Origin of the sequence: Szabonella alba (assembly GCF_016765775.1) — a bacterium.
Taxonomy (GTDB): domain Bacteria; phylum Pseudomonadota; class Alphaproteobacteria; order Rhodobacterales; family Rhodobacteraceae; genus Szabonella; species Szabonella alba.
Genome location: NZ_JAESVN010000001.1, coordinates 624,553 through 642,118, shown reverse-complemented (window position 1 = coordinate 642,118; position 17,566 = coordinate 624,553). Strand labels below are relative to the sequence as shown.

The 17,566-nt window shown below is 64.6% G+C and carries 16 protein-coding genes; 11 read left to right on the top strand and 5 right to left on the bottom strand.

Features of this window, described 5'->3' with window-relative positions; translation table 11 throughout:
- Window positions 1-11: 11 nt before the first annotated feature.
- From JL811_RS02950 to JL811_RS02935, 4 genes are read left to right on the top strand one after another with little or no spacing between them, the layout of a single operon-like run.
- On the top strand, window positions 12-761 hold the full coding sequence (locus tag JL811_RS02950; RefSeq protein ID WP_202686805.1) for a response regulator transcription factor: 750 nt from the start codon (window positions 12-14) through the stop codon (window positions 759-761).
- Window positions 758-2,179, top strand: a complete 1,422-nt coding sequence (locus JL811_RS02945; RefSeq protein ID WP_202686804.1) for an ATP-binding protein — start codon at window positions 758-760, stop codon at window positions 2,177-2,179. Before JL811_RS02950 ends, JL811_RS02945 begins: the two co-directional genes overlap by 4 nt.
- Window positions 2,176-4,302 (top strand): caspase family protein, encoded by a 2,127-nt coding sequence (locus JL811_RS02940; RefSeq protein WP_202686803.1) that lies wholly within the window; start codon window positions 2,176-2,178, stop codon window positions 4,300-4,302. Before JL811_RS02945 ends, JL811_RS02940 begins: the two co-directional genes overlap by 4 nt.
- Before the next feature lie 45 nt (window positions 4,303-4,347).
- The gene (locus tag JL811_RS02935; protein WP_202686802.1) at window positions 4,348-5,445 is read left to right on the top strand and encodes a serine protease; all 1,098 of its coding nucleotides are present in this window, start codon (window positions 4,348-4,350) and stop codon (window positions 5,443-5,445) included.
- A 1,144-nt stretch (window positions 5,446-6,589) separates the two neighbouring features.
- Here JL811_RS02935 and JL811_RS02930 read toward each other — a convergent pair.
- The 3 genes from JL811_RS02930 to JL811_RS02920 all read right to left on the bottom strand — a co-directional run bounded on the left by JL811_RS02930 (window position 6,590) and on the right by JL811_RS02920 (window position 9,107).
- The gene (locus JL811_RS02930) at window positions 6,590-7,300 is read right to left on the bottom strand and encodes a hypothetical protein (protein ID WP_202686801.1); all 711 of its coding nucleotides are present in this window, start codon (window positions 7,298-7,300) and stop codon (window positions 6,590-6,592) included.
- Between the two features lie 182 nt (window positions 7,301-7,482).
- Window positions 7,483-8,397: a dihydrodipicolinate synthase family protein gene (locus tag JL811_RS02925; protein WP_202686800.1), complete on the bottom strand. Its 915-nt coding sequence runs from the start codon at window positions 8,395-8,397 to the stop codon at window positions 7,483-7,485.
- Window positions 8,398-8,483: 86 nt separating this feature from the next.
- Entirely contained in the window at window positions 8,484-9,107 is a 624-nt protein-coding gene (locus tag JL811_RS02920; protein ID WP_202686799.1) for a flavin reductase family protein, read from the bottom strand.
- A gap of 348 nt (window positions 9,108-9,455) precedes the next feature.
- On the opposite strand from JL811_RS02920, the gene JL811_RS02915 reads away from it, so the two are divergent.
- From JL811_RS02915 to JL811_RS02890, 6 genes are all read left to right on the top strand, one after another.
- The gene (locus tag JL811_RS02915) at window positions 9,456-10,592 is read left to right on the top strand and encodes a TRAP transporter substrate-binding protein (RefSeq protein WP_202686798.1); all 1,137 of its coding nucleotides are present in this window, start codon (window positions 9,456-9,458) and stop codon (window positions 10,590-10,592) included.
- A 79-nt stretch (window positions 10,593-10,671) separates the two neighbouring features.
- Window positions 10,672-11,265, top strand: coding sequence for a TRAP transporter small permease subunit (locus tag JL811_RS02910; protein ID WP_202686797.1), 594 nt, complete (start codon window positions 10,672-10,674; stop codon window positions 11,263-11,265).
- 63 nt (window positions 11,266-11,328) lie between these two features.
- Window positions 11,329-12,750: a TRAP transporter large permease subunit gene (locus JL811_RS02905; protein WP_202686796.1), complete on the top strand. Its 1,422-nt coding sequence runs from the start codon at window positions 11,329-11,331 to the stop codon at window positions 12,748-12,750.
- Window positions 12,737-14,125, top strand: coding sequence for an amidase (locus JL811_RS02900; protein ID WP_202686795.1), 1,389 nt, complete (start codon window positions 12,737-12,739; stop codon window positions 14,123-14,125). Before JL811_RS02905 ends, JL811_RS02900 begins: the two co-directional genes overlap by 14 nt.
- The gene (locus JL811_RS02895; RefSeq protein ID WP_202686794.1) at window positions 14,122-14,292 is read left to right on the top strand and encodes a hypothetical protein; all 171 of its coding nucleotides are present in this window, start codon (window positions 14,122-14,124) and stop codon (window positions 14,290-14,292) included. Before JL811_RS02900 ends, JL811_RS02895 begins: the two co-directional genes overlap by 4 nt.
- Window positions 14,293-14,461: 169 nt before the next feature.
- Complete coding sequence (locus tag JL811_RS02890; protein WP_237684745.1) at window positions 14,462-14,683, top strand: histone H1; 222 nt, start codon at window positions 14,462-14,464, stop codon at window positions 14,681-14,683.
- Here the strand turns inward: JL811_RS02890 and JL811_RS02885 are convergent.
- Window positions 14,680-15,585 carry a hypothetical protein gene (locus tag JL811_RS02885; protein ID WP_202686793.1) on the bottom strand — a complete coding sequence of 302 codons (906 nt, stop codon included), beginning with the start codon at window positions 15,583-15,585 and terminating at the stop codon, window positions 14,680-14,682. The genes JL811_RS02890 and JL811_RS02885 overlap by 4 nt on opposite strands.
- A gap of 607 nt (window positions 15,586-16,192) precedes the next feature.
- On the opposite strand from JL811_RS02885, the gene JL811_RS02880 reads away from it, so the two are divergent.
- Window positions 16,193-17,089, top strand: coding sequence for an IS1 family transposase (locus tag JL811_RS02880; RefSeq protein WP_202686792.1), 897 nt, complete (start codon window positions 16,193-16,195; stop codon window positions 17,087-17,089).
- Window positions 17,090-17,114: 25 nt separating this feature from the next.
- Here JL811_RS02880 and JL811_RS02875 read toward each other — a convergent pair whose 3' ends face one another.
- Window positions 17,115-17,561, bottom strand: coding sequence for a hypothetical protein (locus JL811_RS02875; RefSeq protein ID WP_202686791.1), 447 nt, complete (start codon window positions 17,559-17,561; stop codon window positions 17,115-17,117).
- Between the last annotated feature and the right edge of the window lie 5 nt (window positions 17,562-17,566).

The following is a 17,566-nucleotide window of genomic DNA, read 5'->3' as shown; positions in this document are numbered from 1 at the left end:
GGATACCCCCGATGACCGATCCACACTCCTGCCCCGCATCCGATCATCCGGCACGGGATCCGTCGCCCTCGATCCTGATCGTCGAGGATGATGCCCCCACCGCATGCGCCATCGCTGCCGAGGTTGCAGCGCTTGGCTGCCGGGCCGTTCTGTGTGACACGTTTGACGCCGGGCTGAACGAGGCCGCGACCGGGCGGCACAGTGTCATCGTGCTGGACCGGATGCTGCCGGGGGGCGACGGGGTGGATGCCATCGCGCGGATCCGCGCCGGGGCGGGGGGCGGAGCGGCGATCCTGATGCTGTCAGCCTTGGGCCGCGCCGCAAACCGGGTCGAGGGGCTGGAGAAAGGCGCAGATGATTATCTGGCCAAACCCTATGCGCCCGAGGAATTGCGCGCCCGCCTGCGCGCCCTGCTGCGCCGCGCCGGAACCCAGAGCGAAAGCCATGACCTGATCGCCTTCGGCGATATGGAGATCCGGCTGAAGGCGCGCACCGTGCATGTCGGGCGGGTGCATGTCGCGGTGTCGCCCCGCGAATTCGATCTGATCGTGCATTTCGCCCGCCATGAAGGGCAGGTCGTGACCCGGCGGCAATTGTTGGAACAAGTCTGGAACCTGCATTTCGACCCCGGCACCAATGTCGTCGATGTCCATGTCGGCCGCCTGCGCCGCAAGCTGGAAGAAGCGGCGGGCCGCCCGCTGATCCAGACCGCGCGGGGCGAAGGCTATGTCTTCACCCCGCTGTCGCGGAACGCGACGTGACCCTGCCCGGCCTGCCGTCACCGCAATCGTCCCCGCCCCCCCGCAGGCCCCGGGCGACGCTGCGGCTGGCGGCGCTTGTGGCCGGGGTGGTGATCGCGCTGTCGCTGACGGGAATGGCGCTGCAATACCGGCTGATCTCCGACCGGCTGATGGAGGCGCAGCACCGGCTGCTGGCCGCCGAGATGGAGGGCTTCGGCGCGCTTTACGACCAGCGCCGCGTGATCGCCCTGCGTGAGGCCATCGCCTATCGCGCCGCCAGCGCCAGCGGGGCCGAGATGCTGCTGCTGCAGGACCGCGCCGGGGCATGGCTGGCCGGAACGCGCAGCGACTGGCCCAGCGCGCTGCCGCCCGCAGGGGCCGGATTCAGGGCCGGGTTCGGCACCGATCAGGCGCAGGTCTTCACCGAAGACGGGCAGCGCTGGCTGGGGGTGGGCCGGTTGCTGCCCGGCGGCTTTCCACTGCTGGTCGCGCAATCGCTGGCGCCGATGGATGCCACGCTGGCCGCACTCAGGCGTGGCATGGCGGGGCTGGGGGCGGCGATGCTGCTGGCCTCCGCACTGGCCGGATGGTGGGCGGCGCGCCGGGTCATGGCGCGTCTTGCCCGCGTCAACCGGCTGGCCGACCGGGTTGCCGCGGGTGACTTGCAGGCCCGCCTTCCCGGCCCGGCGGGTCCGGATGAATTCGGCCAGTTGGAAACCCATGTCCATGCCATGCTGGACCGCATATCGGCGCTGAACCGGGCGACGCACCGCCTGTCGGATCATATCGCGCATGAATTGCGCACCCCCCTGAACCGGATCGCGCAGCGCGTTGCGGCGCTGGACGCCCCTCCCGCGCGGCAGGCCGAACTGCAGGAGGAGATCCGCGCGACGATCCGTGTCTTCGACGCGTTGCTGGATATTTCCCGGGCCGAGGCGGATCAGGGTGACGGTTCGGGCCTGCGGCCTGTGGATCTGTCAGCCCTTTGCACGGATATGGCCGAGCTTTACGCCCCATTGGCCGAGGATCAGGGCCTGACCCTGACCGAGGGGGTCGAGCCTGGCCTGAGGGTTCTGGGCGATGCAACGCTGATCGGGCAGATTCTGGCTAATCTGCTGGACAATGCGGTGAAATACTGCCGCCCCGGCGATGCCGTGCATCTGGCCCTGACGCAAGGCGGTGCCGGGAGCGGGGATGCGAAGGGCGGCGGGCGCATCCTGCTGTCGATCCGCGATACCGGCCCGGGCCTGCCCCCGGAGCTGCGCGCAGGCGGGTTTGAGCGTTTTGCCCGCGGCGCGCGCGACCGCGACAAACCCGGTCACGGGCTGGGTCTGGCGCTGGTGCAGGCGATCGCCGCGCGCCATGGCGCAAAACTGCATCTGCCGCAAACCGAAAGCGGTTTCGCGCTGGAAATCGACTGGCCGGGAACCGTACCATGACCGGGTTCACCGCCACAGCGGGGACTGCGCATGACAAATCCCGTCACCTCCGTTCGGGGGGTTGCGGGGTTGCGCGGCGCGGCTATCGTATTGCCATGAAACCGCACCTGATTGCCCTTGTCCTTGGCCTGCCGGCCCTGATCCTGACCCCGCTGCCTGCGGTGGCCGAAGTGCGTGCCCTGCTGATCGGGGTCGGTGACTACCTGCATCTGGATGCCGATCTGCAGGGCCCGCCCAATGACGTGGCACTCATGGCGCAGGTGCTGACCGAACGTGGTGTCGCGGCGTCGCGGATCACCGCGCTGACCACCGCGCCGGATCATCCCGATCTGCCGCAGGGTCTGCGCCGGGGCCTGCCCGACCGCGCCGCGATCATGGCCGAGCTTGACCGCCTGACGCAAGAAACCGTCCCCGGCGACACGGTGCTGTTCTATTTCTCGGGCCATGGCAGTCAGGCCCCCGATCTGAACGGGGATGAGGGCGGCGGCGCGGATGAGATCCTGCTGCCCCGTGATGCCTCGGGCTGGAACGGCGCAGTTGCCATGGTCGGGAATGCGATTGTCGATGACGAATTGCATGACTGGGCACAGGGGCTGACCGGGCGCGGCGTGCGGCTGATCGCGATCCTCGATGCCTGTCATTCCGGCACCGGCTTTCGCGCGGCGGGCGGACAGGGTGTTGCGCGCGAGATCGCGCCCGATCTGCTGGGCATTCCCGATGATCTGCCCGATCCGCCCCTGACGCGACCTGACCCGGGCCTGACGGGGGGCGGTTTCGCCTTTCTCTACTCCTCACAGCCCGATCAGCGGTCCTTCGAATTTCCGCTGGCTGCGGGGCAGCCCTGGCATGGGGCCTTCACGCTGGCGCTGGCCCGCGCGCTGCGCAGCCTGCCCGATGCAAGCTGGGAACAGATGCTGACCATCGCGCGGCAGGAGATGCGCCAGGGTTCGGTCCGGCAGGATCCCGATGGCGAAGGCCCACTGCTGCAGGCGGCGGTTTTCGGGGGATTGGCTGACCTGCCGCAGCGTTACCCCGCGACCGGGGCGGAACTGACGGTTGGCCTGCTGGAGGGGCTGACCGAAGGCAGCGAGGTCGCGCTGTTCGAAACGCCGTCAGGTGGCGCGCCGGTTGCCCATGCAAGGCTGGCCGCGCTGACTGCGCGTTCCGCGCAGCTTGACCCGCTGGATGCCCACCCCCTGCCCCGGGGCGGCTGGGTTGAGGTCACAAGCCCCGCCCCGCCGCCGCCTCTGCGGCTGGCGCCCCTGCCCGAAGGGGCCAGCCCGGCCGCGCAGCAGGCGATTGCCGGGGCGCTGGCGGCAGGGCTTGCGGTCGAGGATGCGGCCCGCCCCGATCTGGTGCCCGTAGAAACCGGCGGGGTGCTGGCCTTCGCGCTGTCGGACGGTGTGCTGGATCCGAAAGGACCGGGTTCAACCCTGCGCGCCCGCCCCCGCGCGGATGAGACCCTGAACGAGGCCACCGCCCGCCTGCTGGAAAACGCCGCCCACAGCTTGCGCACCCGCGCGGTGCTGGCCGGCATGGCCGGGCGCGGTCTGGGCATCGGCGGCCCGCCCCTGACGCTGGAAGTCGAGCGCCGCGCGGGCAAGCGCACCGGGGGCGCCTGTCGCGCCAGCGGCCCGGAAACCGCGCATGACCCCGCCCGCGGCGTCGCCGATTGTGATGAACTGTGGCTGACCGTCACCAACCGGTCAGGCAGCGCGCAGGATGTCACCGTTCTGTATCTGGCGCAGGACTTCACCATCACGCCGATCTGGCCGGTGCGGAACCTGTCCAACCGGCTGGGGCTGGGGGAAAGCGCCCGGATCGGGTTGCGGATCGAGGCGACCACCCCGGATGCGGCGGCGCAGGAGGAAATCCTTGTGCTGGCCCTTCCCCCCGATGCGCGGGGACGGCGCGGCGATCTGACCGCGCTTGCTACGCCGGACCGGCTGCGCGACCTGCCCCGCACCGCCGATTGCTGCGCGCCCTCCGAGACGCTGCTCTCGGCGGTCGGGGTGCTGCTTGACCCTGAAACAGGGGGCGCGAACCGCGGCTTTGCGCTGCGCCGCCCGTCCCTGACCCTGCTGTCCCAGCCCGTTGCGGTGCTGGCGCCATCCCGCCCCTGATGCCTTACCGCCCGCCCCGGCGGGTCTTTCTGAAAGGACCATTCCATGACCCGAGACTTCCCGATTCCGGCCTTCCCGATTCCGGCCCTGACGGCTGTTGTGACCGCCGCCCTGACGGCCCTGCCCGCCCTGGCGCAGGACCGTCCCGATTTCGCTGGCGCGGCAGCGCAGGCGGCCAACCCCGCGCTGGCCTCGCCCTTCGCCTTTGCCGAAGCCGGGCTGAAGGCCGCCCGCGTCAAGAAGGCCGAAACGGCCGAGGAAGGCGCGCGGATCATCGGCGGGCAGGTTGCCGAACCCGGTGCCTGGCCCTGGCAGGTGGGGTTCATGATCAACGGCGCGCCGATGTCGCCCGAGGGTCATTTCTGCGGCGGTTCCATGCTCTTGGACCGCTGGGTGCTGACCGCCGCGCATTGCGTGCATATGGCCGATAATGATGGCAATTTCGGCGATGTGAACCCGCGCGCCATTTCGGTTCTGGCCGGCACGAACACCATCGCCCCGGGTGAGGGCGATCTGGTCCCGGTTGACCGGATCTTCGTGCATCCCGATTATCGCGGAACCGAGTTTGACAATGACATCGCCCTGGTCAAGCTGGCCCGCGCGCCGCAGACCCGCTATTCCACCATCACCGTGCCGGATGCGGAATTCGGCGATTACCTTGATCAGCCCGGCGTCATCACCCTTGTCACCGGTTGGGGCCTGACCGAGGGCGGCAGCCATCCCGAACAGTTGCGGCAGGTCGAGATCCAGATGATGGACCGCAACCTGTGCAATCAGGTCATGCTGGAAAATCTGGCAGAAGAGGCGGTCAAGGGTTTTGCCCATGCGGTGCAGGTCTTCGGGCTGAACGAGGACGACGCCTATCGCGCCTGGGATGTGCTGGTCGCGGGGGCGAAGATCCCGATGTCGACGAATATGCTGTGCTCGGGCACCTATGAGGGCGGCAAGACCGCCTGTTCGGGCGACAGCGGCGGGCCGCTGATGGTGCAGTTGCAGGATGGCAACTTCATTCAGGCCGGAGTGGTCAGCTGGGGCCTGTCGGGTGCGGGCGGCAAGGGCTGTGACGAGACCGCGCCGTTTTCAGCCTATACGCGGGTGTCGAACTACCTGCCCTGGCTGAATTCGGTGATCGGCGCGAACTGATCCGCGAAGCGCGCCCGCAAACATGGCAAGACCCCCCGGCACCGGTCGGGGGGTCTTTTGCGTTGGCCACATATGCCTCCTCTGGCGTCCGCCCTGGCGGGGCCGTGGTGGCCGGGTTGTGGGAATTGCCACAAGGCTCTGCTTCGAATGCGATGAATTTTCCTTTGTAAACAGTAAGGTGAAAATCCTGTCCGACGCAGGACCTGCCTTCATTGTCAGACAGGCTTGCCGTACACCAGACGCGCCACGCGCACCGGTGCCGCGGAATCGGCCATCGGGACGGCGCACAGAGAACGGCTGAAAGGAGGGCATCAGAGACCTTCGGGCACGGCGCAGCGCAAGCCGTGTCGGACTTGTCAGATAGGATAGGGTAAGACTAGATTTCCCTCGAATAGGGGCTGAGGGCACCAACGTGGATGTAAGATCATCGCAGGCGACGGGAAATGCTGCCATGCACTATGTCGCATGGCAGCTTTCAAAGAGGGGCTGGAACGTGATGCCCACGACGCGGAACGCGAAGGGAAGCGACCTGTATTGCGCCAACGATGCAGAGACCGTCATTTTCGGTGTACAGAGCAAGGGCCTGTCTAAAAGAGCTCCGGTTGGGCTGGGATCGAATCTGGGCAACCTTCGGTCGGATTGGTGGATCATTACGGTCAACGCGAAATCGGACACCCCGACCTGCTTCATCTTGAGGCGGCAGGAGGTTGCGGATCTTTGTTTTCACAGCGATCCCGAAAAGAGCCGCGGCGGGGTGCAGTCATACTGGCTCCAACCGAAGGCCTACGATCAGCCACAATTTAGGGATGCTTGGCACCGGCTTTCCACACCTCCGGGCGCTTAGGACAAGTATATCCCTCATCAACCGCTCCGTCCGCATAGCAGACGCTCGTTCCCGGTGCCGCGAAAGCCCGATTTTGACGCCGATCCCGGGGGAGAGCAATTTTTCTGCTGAAGAAGCAAAACGACCTGGTGCTTGTCAGGTTATGGGGCAAGGTTTGGTGGCGGGCCGGTCCCTTGCCGGTCGGGGCGGCTGGGCGGCGCTCCCCCACCGCTTCATGACCGCGCGCGGCAGACGCGATGCCACAAAAGCAAAAACCGGGTCCAGCGGACCCGCCTTTCCCTTGCCCAACGCCCTGCCCGGTCAGTTCGTCAGCAGCATGTAGGAACTTTCCGCCGCCCCGGTATTCGAAACGGTGACCAGAAAGAACCCGTTCCAGCGCGGCGTGAAATCGCAGTAGAAACTGACCCGCATTCCGGCGGGGCACCAGATGCGGTTGCCGTTCTCATCCTCGACCACGACCGAAAAGGCGATATCCCCGCCGCCCGAAACCCCGATCTCGGCCTGCGCCTCGCCATAGAAGGGCACTTTCCACACATCGCTGGACCCGGCCGCCAGCCGCACGGTCTCACGCGAGGCCCCGCCAATCCGGCCACGCGCGCCTTCGGCCTCGATATCATCGGCCAGTGACAGCAAAAGCTCATCCTCACCGGCAAGGGTGCGGGCATCCTCCAGCATCCGGGCGCTGTCGGGCAAGGATGCAACGGCGGCCTCGCCGGTCATCACGAAAGGCGCGGCCTCTCCCTGCCGTTCGCGCGTCACATCGGTCAGCACCACACCCGAGGCGATCCGCGCCGCCGTCAGCACCAGCAGCGCATCCGAAAGCTGCAGGCCCAAAGCATGCAGATCCTGCGCCAGCGCGAATTGCGCGACGCCCCCCGGGGCCGCGTTCTGCGCGGCGGGGGTGCCTTCGGCAAGGTTCATGCCGCTGCGGTCCTCCGCCCCGGCGGGGCTGGTCAGACAGGCCGCAATCGCGGCGGAACCAAGAATGCGTCGCAATGTCCGGGGGCTCATGTCACCATCCTGTCCTTGACCAAACCTGCGCCAGAGTGCCATTGCCCGACGCCGCTGAAAAGCCTTTGCCGCATGACAAATCCGGTCATGCCGTCCTTTCGCCCGTTCAGGCACAGCGGCCTTCGGGGCGGCATGGATGCGCCCCGAAGGTATCGCGATGCCGGAGCCCCGCCGTCGAAACCTCAGCCAAGGGCCGCAAGCCGCCGGTCCTGCCGCGCGATCAGGGCCTCGACCTCGGCAATGCCCGCCGCGTTCAGGCCCGCACCGGGCTTGCGCAGCGTGGCATGGGCAATCGCGCCGCGCCGCGCCAGAATATACTTGCGCACCGACAGCCCCAGCCCCGGCTGCGCCTCAAAGCGCACCAGCGGCAGGTAGCAATCGAAGATATCGCGCGCGCGCTCCATTTTGCCCGCTTCGGCAGCGGCGACAACGCCCGCCATCATTTCGGGAAAGGCAAAGCCCGTCATCGCGCCATCGGCCCCGCGCGCCACCTCCTCGGGCAGGAACTGGCCGCCATTGCCGCAAAGGATTGAAATGCGCCGCGCCCCGGCATCGGACGCCGCCCGCAGCGCCGAAATCTTGTCCAGCCCCGGCCAGTCCTCATGTTTCAGCATCACCATGGTCGGGCAATCCTCGACGATCCGCAGGATGACCGAGGTGGGGATCGTGACCCCGGTCACCAGCGGGAAATCCTGCAGCACGAAGGGGATCGGCCCCAATATCTCGGCCACATTGCGATAGTATCCCGCGATCTGGTCATCATTGCGCAAGGCAGGGGTCGGGGCGACCATCACGCCCGCCGCCCCGGCCTCCATCGCCTCGGTGGCCAGTGCCTGCATCTGCGCGAAACCGGGGGCCGAGACGCCCACGACCACCGGAACGCCGGCCCGCGCCGTCACCGCCCGCACGACCGCCATCGATTCCGCCGCTGTCAGCTTGCCCGCCTCCCCCATGATCCCGAGGATGGTGAGGCCCGTGGCCCCCTTTTCCAGATAAAAATCGGTCATCCGCCCGACGCTGTCGAGATCCAGCGCCCCATCGGGCAGGAAAGGCGTGACCGCGATGGTGAAAACACCCTTGGCGGATTCGTCGAGCATGGTTCTCTCCCGGTTCGGTTCTGTCACGGCCTCAATGCCACCCGGCCCGCCGCAGGGCAAGGCGGCGCGGGATTCCCGCCTTGCGGTCAGAGCCTGCCACCGCCTGCCGGGCGGTCAAGCTGCACAAGATCCGAACTGCGCGCATACCAGCCTGCCCCATGCATCCGCGCCACCAGCCCAAGCGCCGGAGTGTCGATATGGCCGCGTTCGGCATCCAGCACGAAACGGTCGGCGACATGGATGGCCAGAACCGAACCCACGACAAGGATCTGGTCGGGACCGGTCTCAAGGCAGTGCAGGGTCCGGCATTCAAAGGAAACCGGGCTTTCGGCCAGTCGTGGCGGGGCGATATGGACGGAAGCCAGTGCCGTCAGTCCTGCCGCCTCAAGCTCACTTTCCTCGGGGGGCAAGGGCGCGCTGGTCATGCTCATCTGCGGCAGCAGATCTTCGGATACCAGATTGACCACAAACTCACCCTGATCCGCGATATTGCGGGCGGTATCCTTGCGCCCGCCCGCCGGGGCGCGCATCAGGCCAAGCGCCACCACCGGAGGGGCACCGCCCATCGCGTTGAAAAAGCTGAACGGCGCCAGATTGACGGCCCCCCCGGGTCCGATCGTCGAAACCCAGCCGATCGGGCGTGGCACGATGGTCGCGGTCAGCAGCTTGTAGGCTAGCCCCGGCGGCAGGTCTGCCACATCGAAATTCATTCTTTCCCCCTTTGTCACTGGCTTTCCGGCCGCGTCTGCGGCCCGGTCCGCGCGCAGCATTGCCCGCCCCGCCCGGCATCACAAGACCGGTCATGCCGCGCCACCAACCCTGCAGCTATGCCGCTGGCGGTCAGACAAGGCCTGAAAGCGCGGGACCAACGGCAAGCCCGACCGGAGCGGACTTTCGCAGAAAGTGTCGCGCCCCGGGAGTATTCAGCCACCGGGTTGCCAATTCCTTCGGTTTTTTGTTGCTTTAACGAGTGATAATTGCTGAACTGCCAGAATTGGTGACCAAAAATGACCAATGTCACCGGGCAAAACCCGGGATAGACCATCTGGGAGGATGATATGACCGTTTCCAACAAGCAGGCGCTTTCGCGCCGCTCTTTCCTGCGCACCGGTGCACTGGCCGGAGGGGCCGCCGCCGGGTCGGTGCTGGCAGCACCCGCCGTTCTGGCGCAATCCCCGCTCGTGATGAAGATGCAGACGTCGTGGCCTGCCTCGGATATCTGGATGGATTTCGCCCGCGAATACACCGCCCGGGTCGAAGAGATGTCAGGCGGCCGCCTGCGGGTTGATCTGCTGCCCGCCGGGGCGGTGGTCGGCGCCTTTCAGGTGATGGATGCGGTGCATGACGGCGTGATCGACGCCACCCATACCGTGCCGGTCTATTGGTATGGCAAGCACAAGGCGGCCTCGTTCTTCGGCACCGGGCCGGTCTATGGCGGTTCGGCCACCACCATGCTGGGCTGGTTCTATCAGGGCGGCGGGGCGGAACTTTACCGCGAACTGACGCAGGATATCCTCGGGCTCAATGTCTATGGTTTCATGGGGATGCCGATGCCCGCCCAGCCCTTCGGCTGGTTCAAGGGCACCGTGAATAGCGTCGCCGATATCCAGGGCTTCAAATACCGCACCGTGGGTCTTGCCGCCGATCTGCTGCAGCAGATGGGCATGTCGGTCGCCCAGCTTCCGGGCGGTGAAATCGTGCCCGCGATGGAACGCGGCGTCATTGATGCGTTCGAGTTCAACAACCCCTCGTCCGACCGTCGTTTCGGCGCGCAGGACGTGGCCAAGAACTACTATCTGTCTTCTTACCATCAGGCGTCCGAGGCGTTCGAATTCACCTTCAACAAGGATTTCTTCGACGATCTCGACCCCGATCTTCAGGCGATCCTGAAATATGGCGTCGAGGCATCGGCCACGTCGAACCTTGCGCTGGCGATGCGCGAATATTCCAAGGATCTGGAAGAGCTGCAATCGCAGGACGGCGTGACCGTGCACCGCACGTCCAAGGAAATCCTCGCAGCCCAGCTTGAGGCATGGGATACGCTGATCGCCGATCTGGAAACCGACCCCTACAACAAGAAGGTCATGGACAGCCAGCGCGCCTGGGTCGAGAAAGTCTCCTATTACGAGCTGATGGGCGCCCCGGATCTGGGTCTGGCCTATGAGCATTACTTCCCCGGCAAGCTGAAGCTCTGACCGGCTTTCCGCATCGCTGATCCCATCCCCGGAGGCACCTGATCCGTGCCTCCGGGGTCTTTGACCGCAAGGACCCTTCATGCTCGGTTACATCCGTTTCGCCGACCGCCTGTCGGCATGGTTCGGCAAGGCATTCGGCTGGCTTATCATGCTGATGACCTTCGGGGTCAGCTATGAGGTGCTGGTGCGCTATGTGTTCAACAAACCCACCCCATGGTCGCTGGACGTGTCCTTCATCATGTATGGCACGCTGTTCATGATGGGCGGCGCCTATACGCTGTCGCGCGGCGGCCATGTGCGGGGCGATTTCATCTATCGCACATGGGCACCCCGGCGGCAGGCGCTGGTCGATCTGGTCCTTTATATCCTCTTCTTCTTCCCGGGCATTCTTGCCCTGACCCTGACCGGCTGGAAATACTCATCGCGGTCATGGGGTTATGCCGAGGTCAGCATCAACAGTCCCGCAGGGATCCCGATCTATCAGTTCAAATCGGTGATGGTCGCGGCGGGGATCCTTCTGCTTATACAGGGTCTGGCACAGGTTTTCCGCTGCATCCTGTGCCTGCGCGATGGTTACTGGATCGAGGCCGAGGAGGATGTCGAGGAAACCGAGGCCCTGCTGATCAAGCAACGCGCCGAGGCCGAACGGGCCGAGAGGTCCACAGGTGCCTGACCCCGAGTCCCGCCTGCCCTGCGACCTGCCCCCTGCCCCCGCGTCCAGAACCGGAGCTTTCCCGTGACCGATCCCCAAGTCGCCCTGCTGATGCTCGGCATCTTCATCGCCTTCGTCTTTCTGGGCTTTCCGATCGCCTTCACGCTGATGGCGCTTGGCATCGGCTTTGGCTACTTCGCCTATTACGATCCCTCGCGCATGTGGCGCGGCTATAACCGGCTGGATGAAGATGCGGGCTGGTGGGACAGTGTCTCGCTCTGGGTCGAGGGGTTCTACAACAACCGGATCTTCGACCTTTTCGTGAACCAGACCTACACGGTCATGTCGAACGAGGTGCTGACGGCGGTGCCGCTGTTCCTGTTCATGGGCTATATCGTCGAGCGCGCCAATATCGTCGGCCGGTTGTTCGACACGCTGGCGGTCGCGACCAAGAACATGCCCGGATCGCTGGGGGTCGCGGCGCTGATCACCTGCGCGCTGTTTGCAACCGCCACGGGGATCGTTGGTGCAGTGGTAACCCTGATGGGCCTTCTGGCGCTGCCTGCCATGCTCAAGGCTCGCTATGATGCCAGCTTTGCATCGGGCATCATCTGCGCGGGCGGCACGCTGGGTATCCTGATCCCGCCCTCGATCATGCTGATCGTCTATGCGGCCTCATCAGGGGTTTCCATCGTGCGGCTTTATGCGGCGGCCCTGCTGCCGGGGCTGGTGCTGGTGGGCCTCTATCTGGTCTATATCATCGCCCGCGCCATGCTGAACCCGAAACTGGCGCCGCGCCCGACCAAGGAGGAAGTGCCCGATGTACCCTTCCTGCGGCTGGCATGGATGCTGGCAACCTCATTCCTGCCGCTGGCGCTGCTGATCTTCTCGGTGCTGGGGTCGATCCTGTTCGGGCTTGCCACACCGACCGAGGCTGCGGCCATCGGGGCATTGGGCGGCATGGTGCTGGCCGTCGCCTATGGCGCGATGAGCTTTGAGCGCCTGCGCGAAAGCGTCTATCTGACCGTGCGGACCACCGCGATGGTATGCTGGCTTTTTGTCGGGTCCTATGTGTTCTCGGCGGTGTTTTCCTATCTGGGCGGCGAACATGTGATCGCGGAATTCGTGAAATCCTTCGATCTGACGCCCTTCCAGTTCCTGATCATGGCGCAGCTCATCATCTTCCTCTTGGGCTGGCCGCTGGAATGGTCCGAGATCATCATCATCTTTGTGCCGATCTTCCTCCCGTTGCTGCCGGTCTTTGGCATCGACCCCTTGTTCTTCGGGGTGCTGGTCGCGCTGAACCTGCAGACCTCGTTCCTGACGCCGCCCATGGCGATGTCGGCCTATTACCTCAAGGGGATCGCGCCGCCCCATATCCAGCTGACGCAGATCTTCGCCGGGGTGCTGCCCTATGTCGGCATGGTGTTCATGGCGATGGCGCTGATGTATGCCTATCCGCAAATCGTCTTCTACCTGCCGGAGCTGTTCTATGGCGCCCGTTAAGCCTGTGCCTGTTAAGCGTGTGACTGCGCAAAGCCTGCTGGCGCTTGGTGCGGTGGAACTGCGCGACCGGCTGGCCCGGGGCGCGTTAAGCGCGGTCGAACTGGTCGAGGCCTGTCTTGAGCGGATTGCGGAACTGGAACCGCAGGTGCAGGCCTGGGCCTGGCTGGACGGCGATCATGCCTTGGCGCAGGCCCGGGCGCTGGATGCCCGCCGCCAGTCGGGACGCGCCATCGGCCCGCTGCACGGGCTGCCGGTGGGGGTGAAGGACATCATCGACACCAAGGGCATTCCAACCGCGAACGGTTTCGCGGTGGATGCGGGCCGCGTTCCGTCCGAGGATGCCGTGGTCGTCGCGCGGCTGAAGGCGGCGGGCGCCATCATCATGGGCAAGACCGTCACAACCGAGGGGGCGTTTCTGCATCCCGGCAAGACGCGCAACCCGCATGATCCCGCCCATACGCCGGGGGGGTCTTCGGCCGGATCGGCGGCGGCGGTGGCGGCGCTGATGGTGCCGCTGGCCATCGGCACCCAGACCGGCGGATCGGTCATCCGCCCGGCGGCCTATTGCGGTGTCGTGGGGTTCAAGCCCAGCTTCGGCCTGATCCCGCGCACGGGTATTCTGACGCAATCGCCGCATCTGGATACGGTCGGTGTCTTTGCGCTGACGGTTGCGGGTGCGGCCCTTCTGGCCGAGGCGCTGGCAGGCCACGATACCCGCGATCCCGCGACCGAACCCCTGCCCGCCCCGCGTCTTGTCACGACCGCCGGGGCGCGGGTTCCTGTCGCCCCGACTTTCGCCATGGTCTCGCTGCCCGAGGGCGGGCTTGCCTGTTCCGAGACCAGCGCCGCCATGGAGGAACTGGCCGCTTCGCTGGGCGATCAGGTTTTTCAGACACCGCTGCCAAATGCCTTTGACGAGGCTGCCGCGATCCGCCAGCGGATCAATTTTGCGGAGATGGCAAAGTTCTACTTCCATGTTGAACGACGCGGCCCCGACCTTTTGTCCGATGAAATGCGCGCCGCACTGGAGGAGGGCAAATCCATCCTCGCCCGCGACTATCTGGCCGCGCTGGACTGGCGCGAGGTGCTGAATGCGGGGCTGGACGAGATTTTCGACCGTTGCGACGCGATCCTGTGCCCTGCGACACCGACCGCGGCGCCGGAAGGGCTGTCCTCCACCGGCAGCGCGGTCTTCAACGGGCTCTGGACGCTGTGCGGCACACCGGCAATCACGCTGCCGCTGTTCCATGCGGAAAGCGGCCTGCCGATGGGACTACAGATGGTCGCGCGGCGCGGCGATGACGCGCGGCTTTTGCGCAACGCGAACTGGATGCTGCGGCATGTCGCCGGGCTGCAGGAAAGGATCGAGGCATGATGAACCGAGTGCTGGCCTGGGCCGCCTTTGCCGTCTTCTGTGCCTTTCTGGGCATCCTTGTGACCAAGGTGCAGCGGCTGGATCTGACGATCATCGTCGGGCTGACGGTGCTGCTGGCGCTGTGGGACACGGTCCGCGCAACGCGGGGCGACAAGCCCAAGGGCTGAAGCGGCGGCGCGGATGCGCCCGCCCGGCGGGCGTCGGACCGCTCTCACGCCACTTGTGGTCTGGCGCTCCCTCGGCATGACCTTGACCGGTAGTGGGTCAGTTTGAAATCAGAAAGTTTCACGCGCGCGTGAGGCAGGGTTTGCGCCCAGCGCGGACAGGCACTATCTTATGGCCATGGCAGACAAACCCAAACGCCCCCGCGACGCCAACCAGCTTGCCAAGTTCATCGTGGACCTGGCGACGGATGGTGAGTCGTCTGTGCCGCTGCCAGACCATGAGGCCCAGCGCGATGGGGGCCTTAAGGGTGGAAAGGCGAGAGCCGACAAGCTCTCGCCTGATGAGCGCGCGGCTATCGCCCAGAAAGCGGCCAAGACCCGGTGGGGCAACTAGTCCTCCAGCGCGGATTTTTGCGCCTCCAGCACTAGGATCATCTTCTGAATCTCCTTGGGACCGATTTCTCCCTCGCCCTTAAAATTAATGGTCACAAGTTTGTCTGCGCCGACTTTTGCGCGAAACCATTCAGAAAAGCCTTTTTCGGCTGCGACCTCGGGCCGGACCTCTGGCGGAGGAGAAACCCTCGGCGGCGAAGTTTTGGCCACTGATTCTATCGTAACTTGGTCCATTGGGATGCCTGTCTCGCTCCCCTCAACGGCCAGCCAAGCCCCATCATCTGAGACCCATCGAACGCGCCGAGGTGTTTCAAACTGAAGCGCGCCGCCGCTTTCCCATTGAACAAGGTCTCCGATGGCCGCTCCGCCGAACCTATCGTCCGGCAAGATTGTTTCTGCCACCGTCGGCGCTGCGCGACCATGACTTTCGCTTGCGCCTTGTTCCTCGATGTATCGCATGGTTGCCAAGAAAGCCTTTGCCGCCGGGCCTACCGCAGTCGGGTTAAACCCCTCACGGTTCAGGTAAGTCCGCACGCCATCTTCTGGTGGCATTTCAATATCCGAAAAACGCTCCCGAATATCTTTGAAGAGTTGAGGCTCAGTCGCAGCTTGCCTAAGTGCATCGACGCGCTCCTGTTCGGTGCGGGCGTGTAAGATCATTCGCGCTCGCGTCGTGACCTTCATCATACCCTTTCCAGCCCGCTCAACCAATCCGAACGAAGCGAGGGCCGCCAGCGCCTTGTTCGCCGGGCCGCTCAGGCTTGAATAGCCGATCAGTTTTGCCCCGTTCTCACGGTCCACCGGTGATGACCGGTACTGCGCCTCAATCTTTCCGACAGCGGAAATCGCATCGCCGAGAGACATGCTCGGGTAAGCTGGGCTCCGGATAGGTTTGGTGTTCATGACTCTCTCCAATTGCGTCTCGACAGGACGATAGCACCATTACTCAGCAAGAGCAATCACGGTTACTTTTGCTCTTGAAGGTGTGGATCAGGTGCGCTACTGTCCGGATTATGGGGAGAGCGCGTCTCGCCCCGCAAGATGTCGTTGCGAGGATAGGAATTGAAAAGACCGAGTAAGCCCTGCTCCGGAAGCCGCTCGGCGTTGCAGGGGGACTAAAGGGAAAGGCCGACCAGCATTTCTGCGGTCGGCCCCCTAGGCGGCAAAGTAGCGGGGCGCAGATGCCCTGCCAGATGCTCTGGTCACGCTGAGAATCTGACACCTTCTGCGCCCCATTTCAAGGGGAACCCTCTCATAAGGAGACGGGACATGTCGCATGGTGTCTTTGTGAACGCATACGAGCGCGTTCGCTTTGGCCGGGTCGAGCATGTCTGCGCCCACTGGCGCAGTCGCTGACCTGACAACGTAGTCTTTGGCTTCTGGGCTATGCGAGATGCGGCCTAAGAGGCTCACTGTAACTCAACTGGGGTGGCGGGCAACCGTCACCCATTTTCATTTCGTGGCGACAGGAAATGCTTGACTAAAGTTCAATATGAAATAAAAGTGAGGCATGAGACAGTTGGACACCAAAACTCGCGCCCTGATCCTCCGCCTTCTGGTGGAAGGCAACTCCATCCGCGCGACCACGCGCATTGCGGACGTGTCGAAAAACACCGTTACCAAGTTGCTGGAAGATGCCGGGAAGGCTTGCGCCGCCTACCACGATGAACACGTTCGCGGCGTCAAAGCTTCGCATGTGCAAGCAGATGAAATTTGGTCGTTCTGCTATGCCAAAGAACGCAACGTAGCAGAGGCGAAAGCCGCTCCGGCTGACGCAGGCGATATCTGGACATGGACCGCGATGGACCGGGATAGCAAACTGATGATCTCCTACACCGTAGGCGACCGCTCTGCCGCCACCGCGCGCGAGTTCATGTTCGATCTGGCTGACCGTCTGGCAACCCGCGTTCAACTGACTACGGACGGTCATGGCGCTTACCTCAAGGCGGTGGCCGATGCTTTCTCAGGCGATGTGGATTATGCGATGCTGATCAAGCAGTATGGCGACCCGACCGGCACCAAAGGCCACGAGCGCAAGTATTCGCCCGCCGAATGCACTGGGGCAATCAAGGAAGCGATCTTCGGCAAGCCTGACATGGCGCAAGTTGGAACGTCGCACGTTGAGCGCCAGAACCTGACCATGCGCATGGGGATGCGTCGCTTCACCCGCCTGACCAACGCTTTCTCCAAGAAGGCAGAAAATCACGCTTACGCCGTGGCGCTGCACTTCATGCACTACAACTTCTGCCGCACCCACAAGACGCTGCGCATGACGCCCGCGATGGCTGCTGGCCTTGTGTCCAGCCCTTGGGAAGTGGAAGACCTTGTTGCGCTGGTGGAAGCGGCGCAACCGGCGCCGAAAAAACGCGGCCCTTACAAGCCCCGCAAAAAAGACAATTCAAACTGACCCACTACCCCTTGACCGCCCGCCCTTATTCGACAATCGCGACCGGCTGATAATCGGGCTGCTGCCCGGGGTTCATAGACACGCGATACGGGATGCCCATATAGGCATTCTCGGCGAAAAAGATCAGCGTTTCGCCGTCCATATGCGGGGGCGAGATCGCGGCGAAATCGGGGATGCCGAAATCATGCAGCCGCGTGACGCCCTGATCGGGCACTTCCTCGGGGTCCTCGGCATTGTATTTCGCCATGTAGGCGGTCTTGAACTCCTCCGGGTCATAGATCGGTTCGAACCGCGCGCCCTGCGCCAGATGGTTGACCAGCGCGGTATAGGCGAAAACCCATTCCGGTTTCGTAAGGTCAGGGGCCAGCGGCAGGATCGCGGCGGGGTCGGTCACCTTCACCGTTTCGACGATCACCACCGGGGCGCCGCCGGGCGAAAAGTCCATCTCGATGGCGGGAAGTGCATCAGTCATTGGTG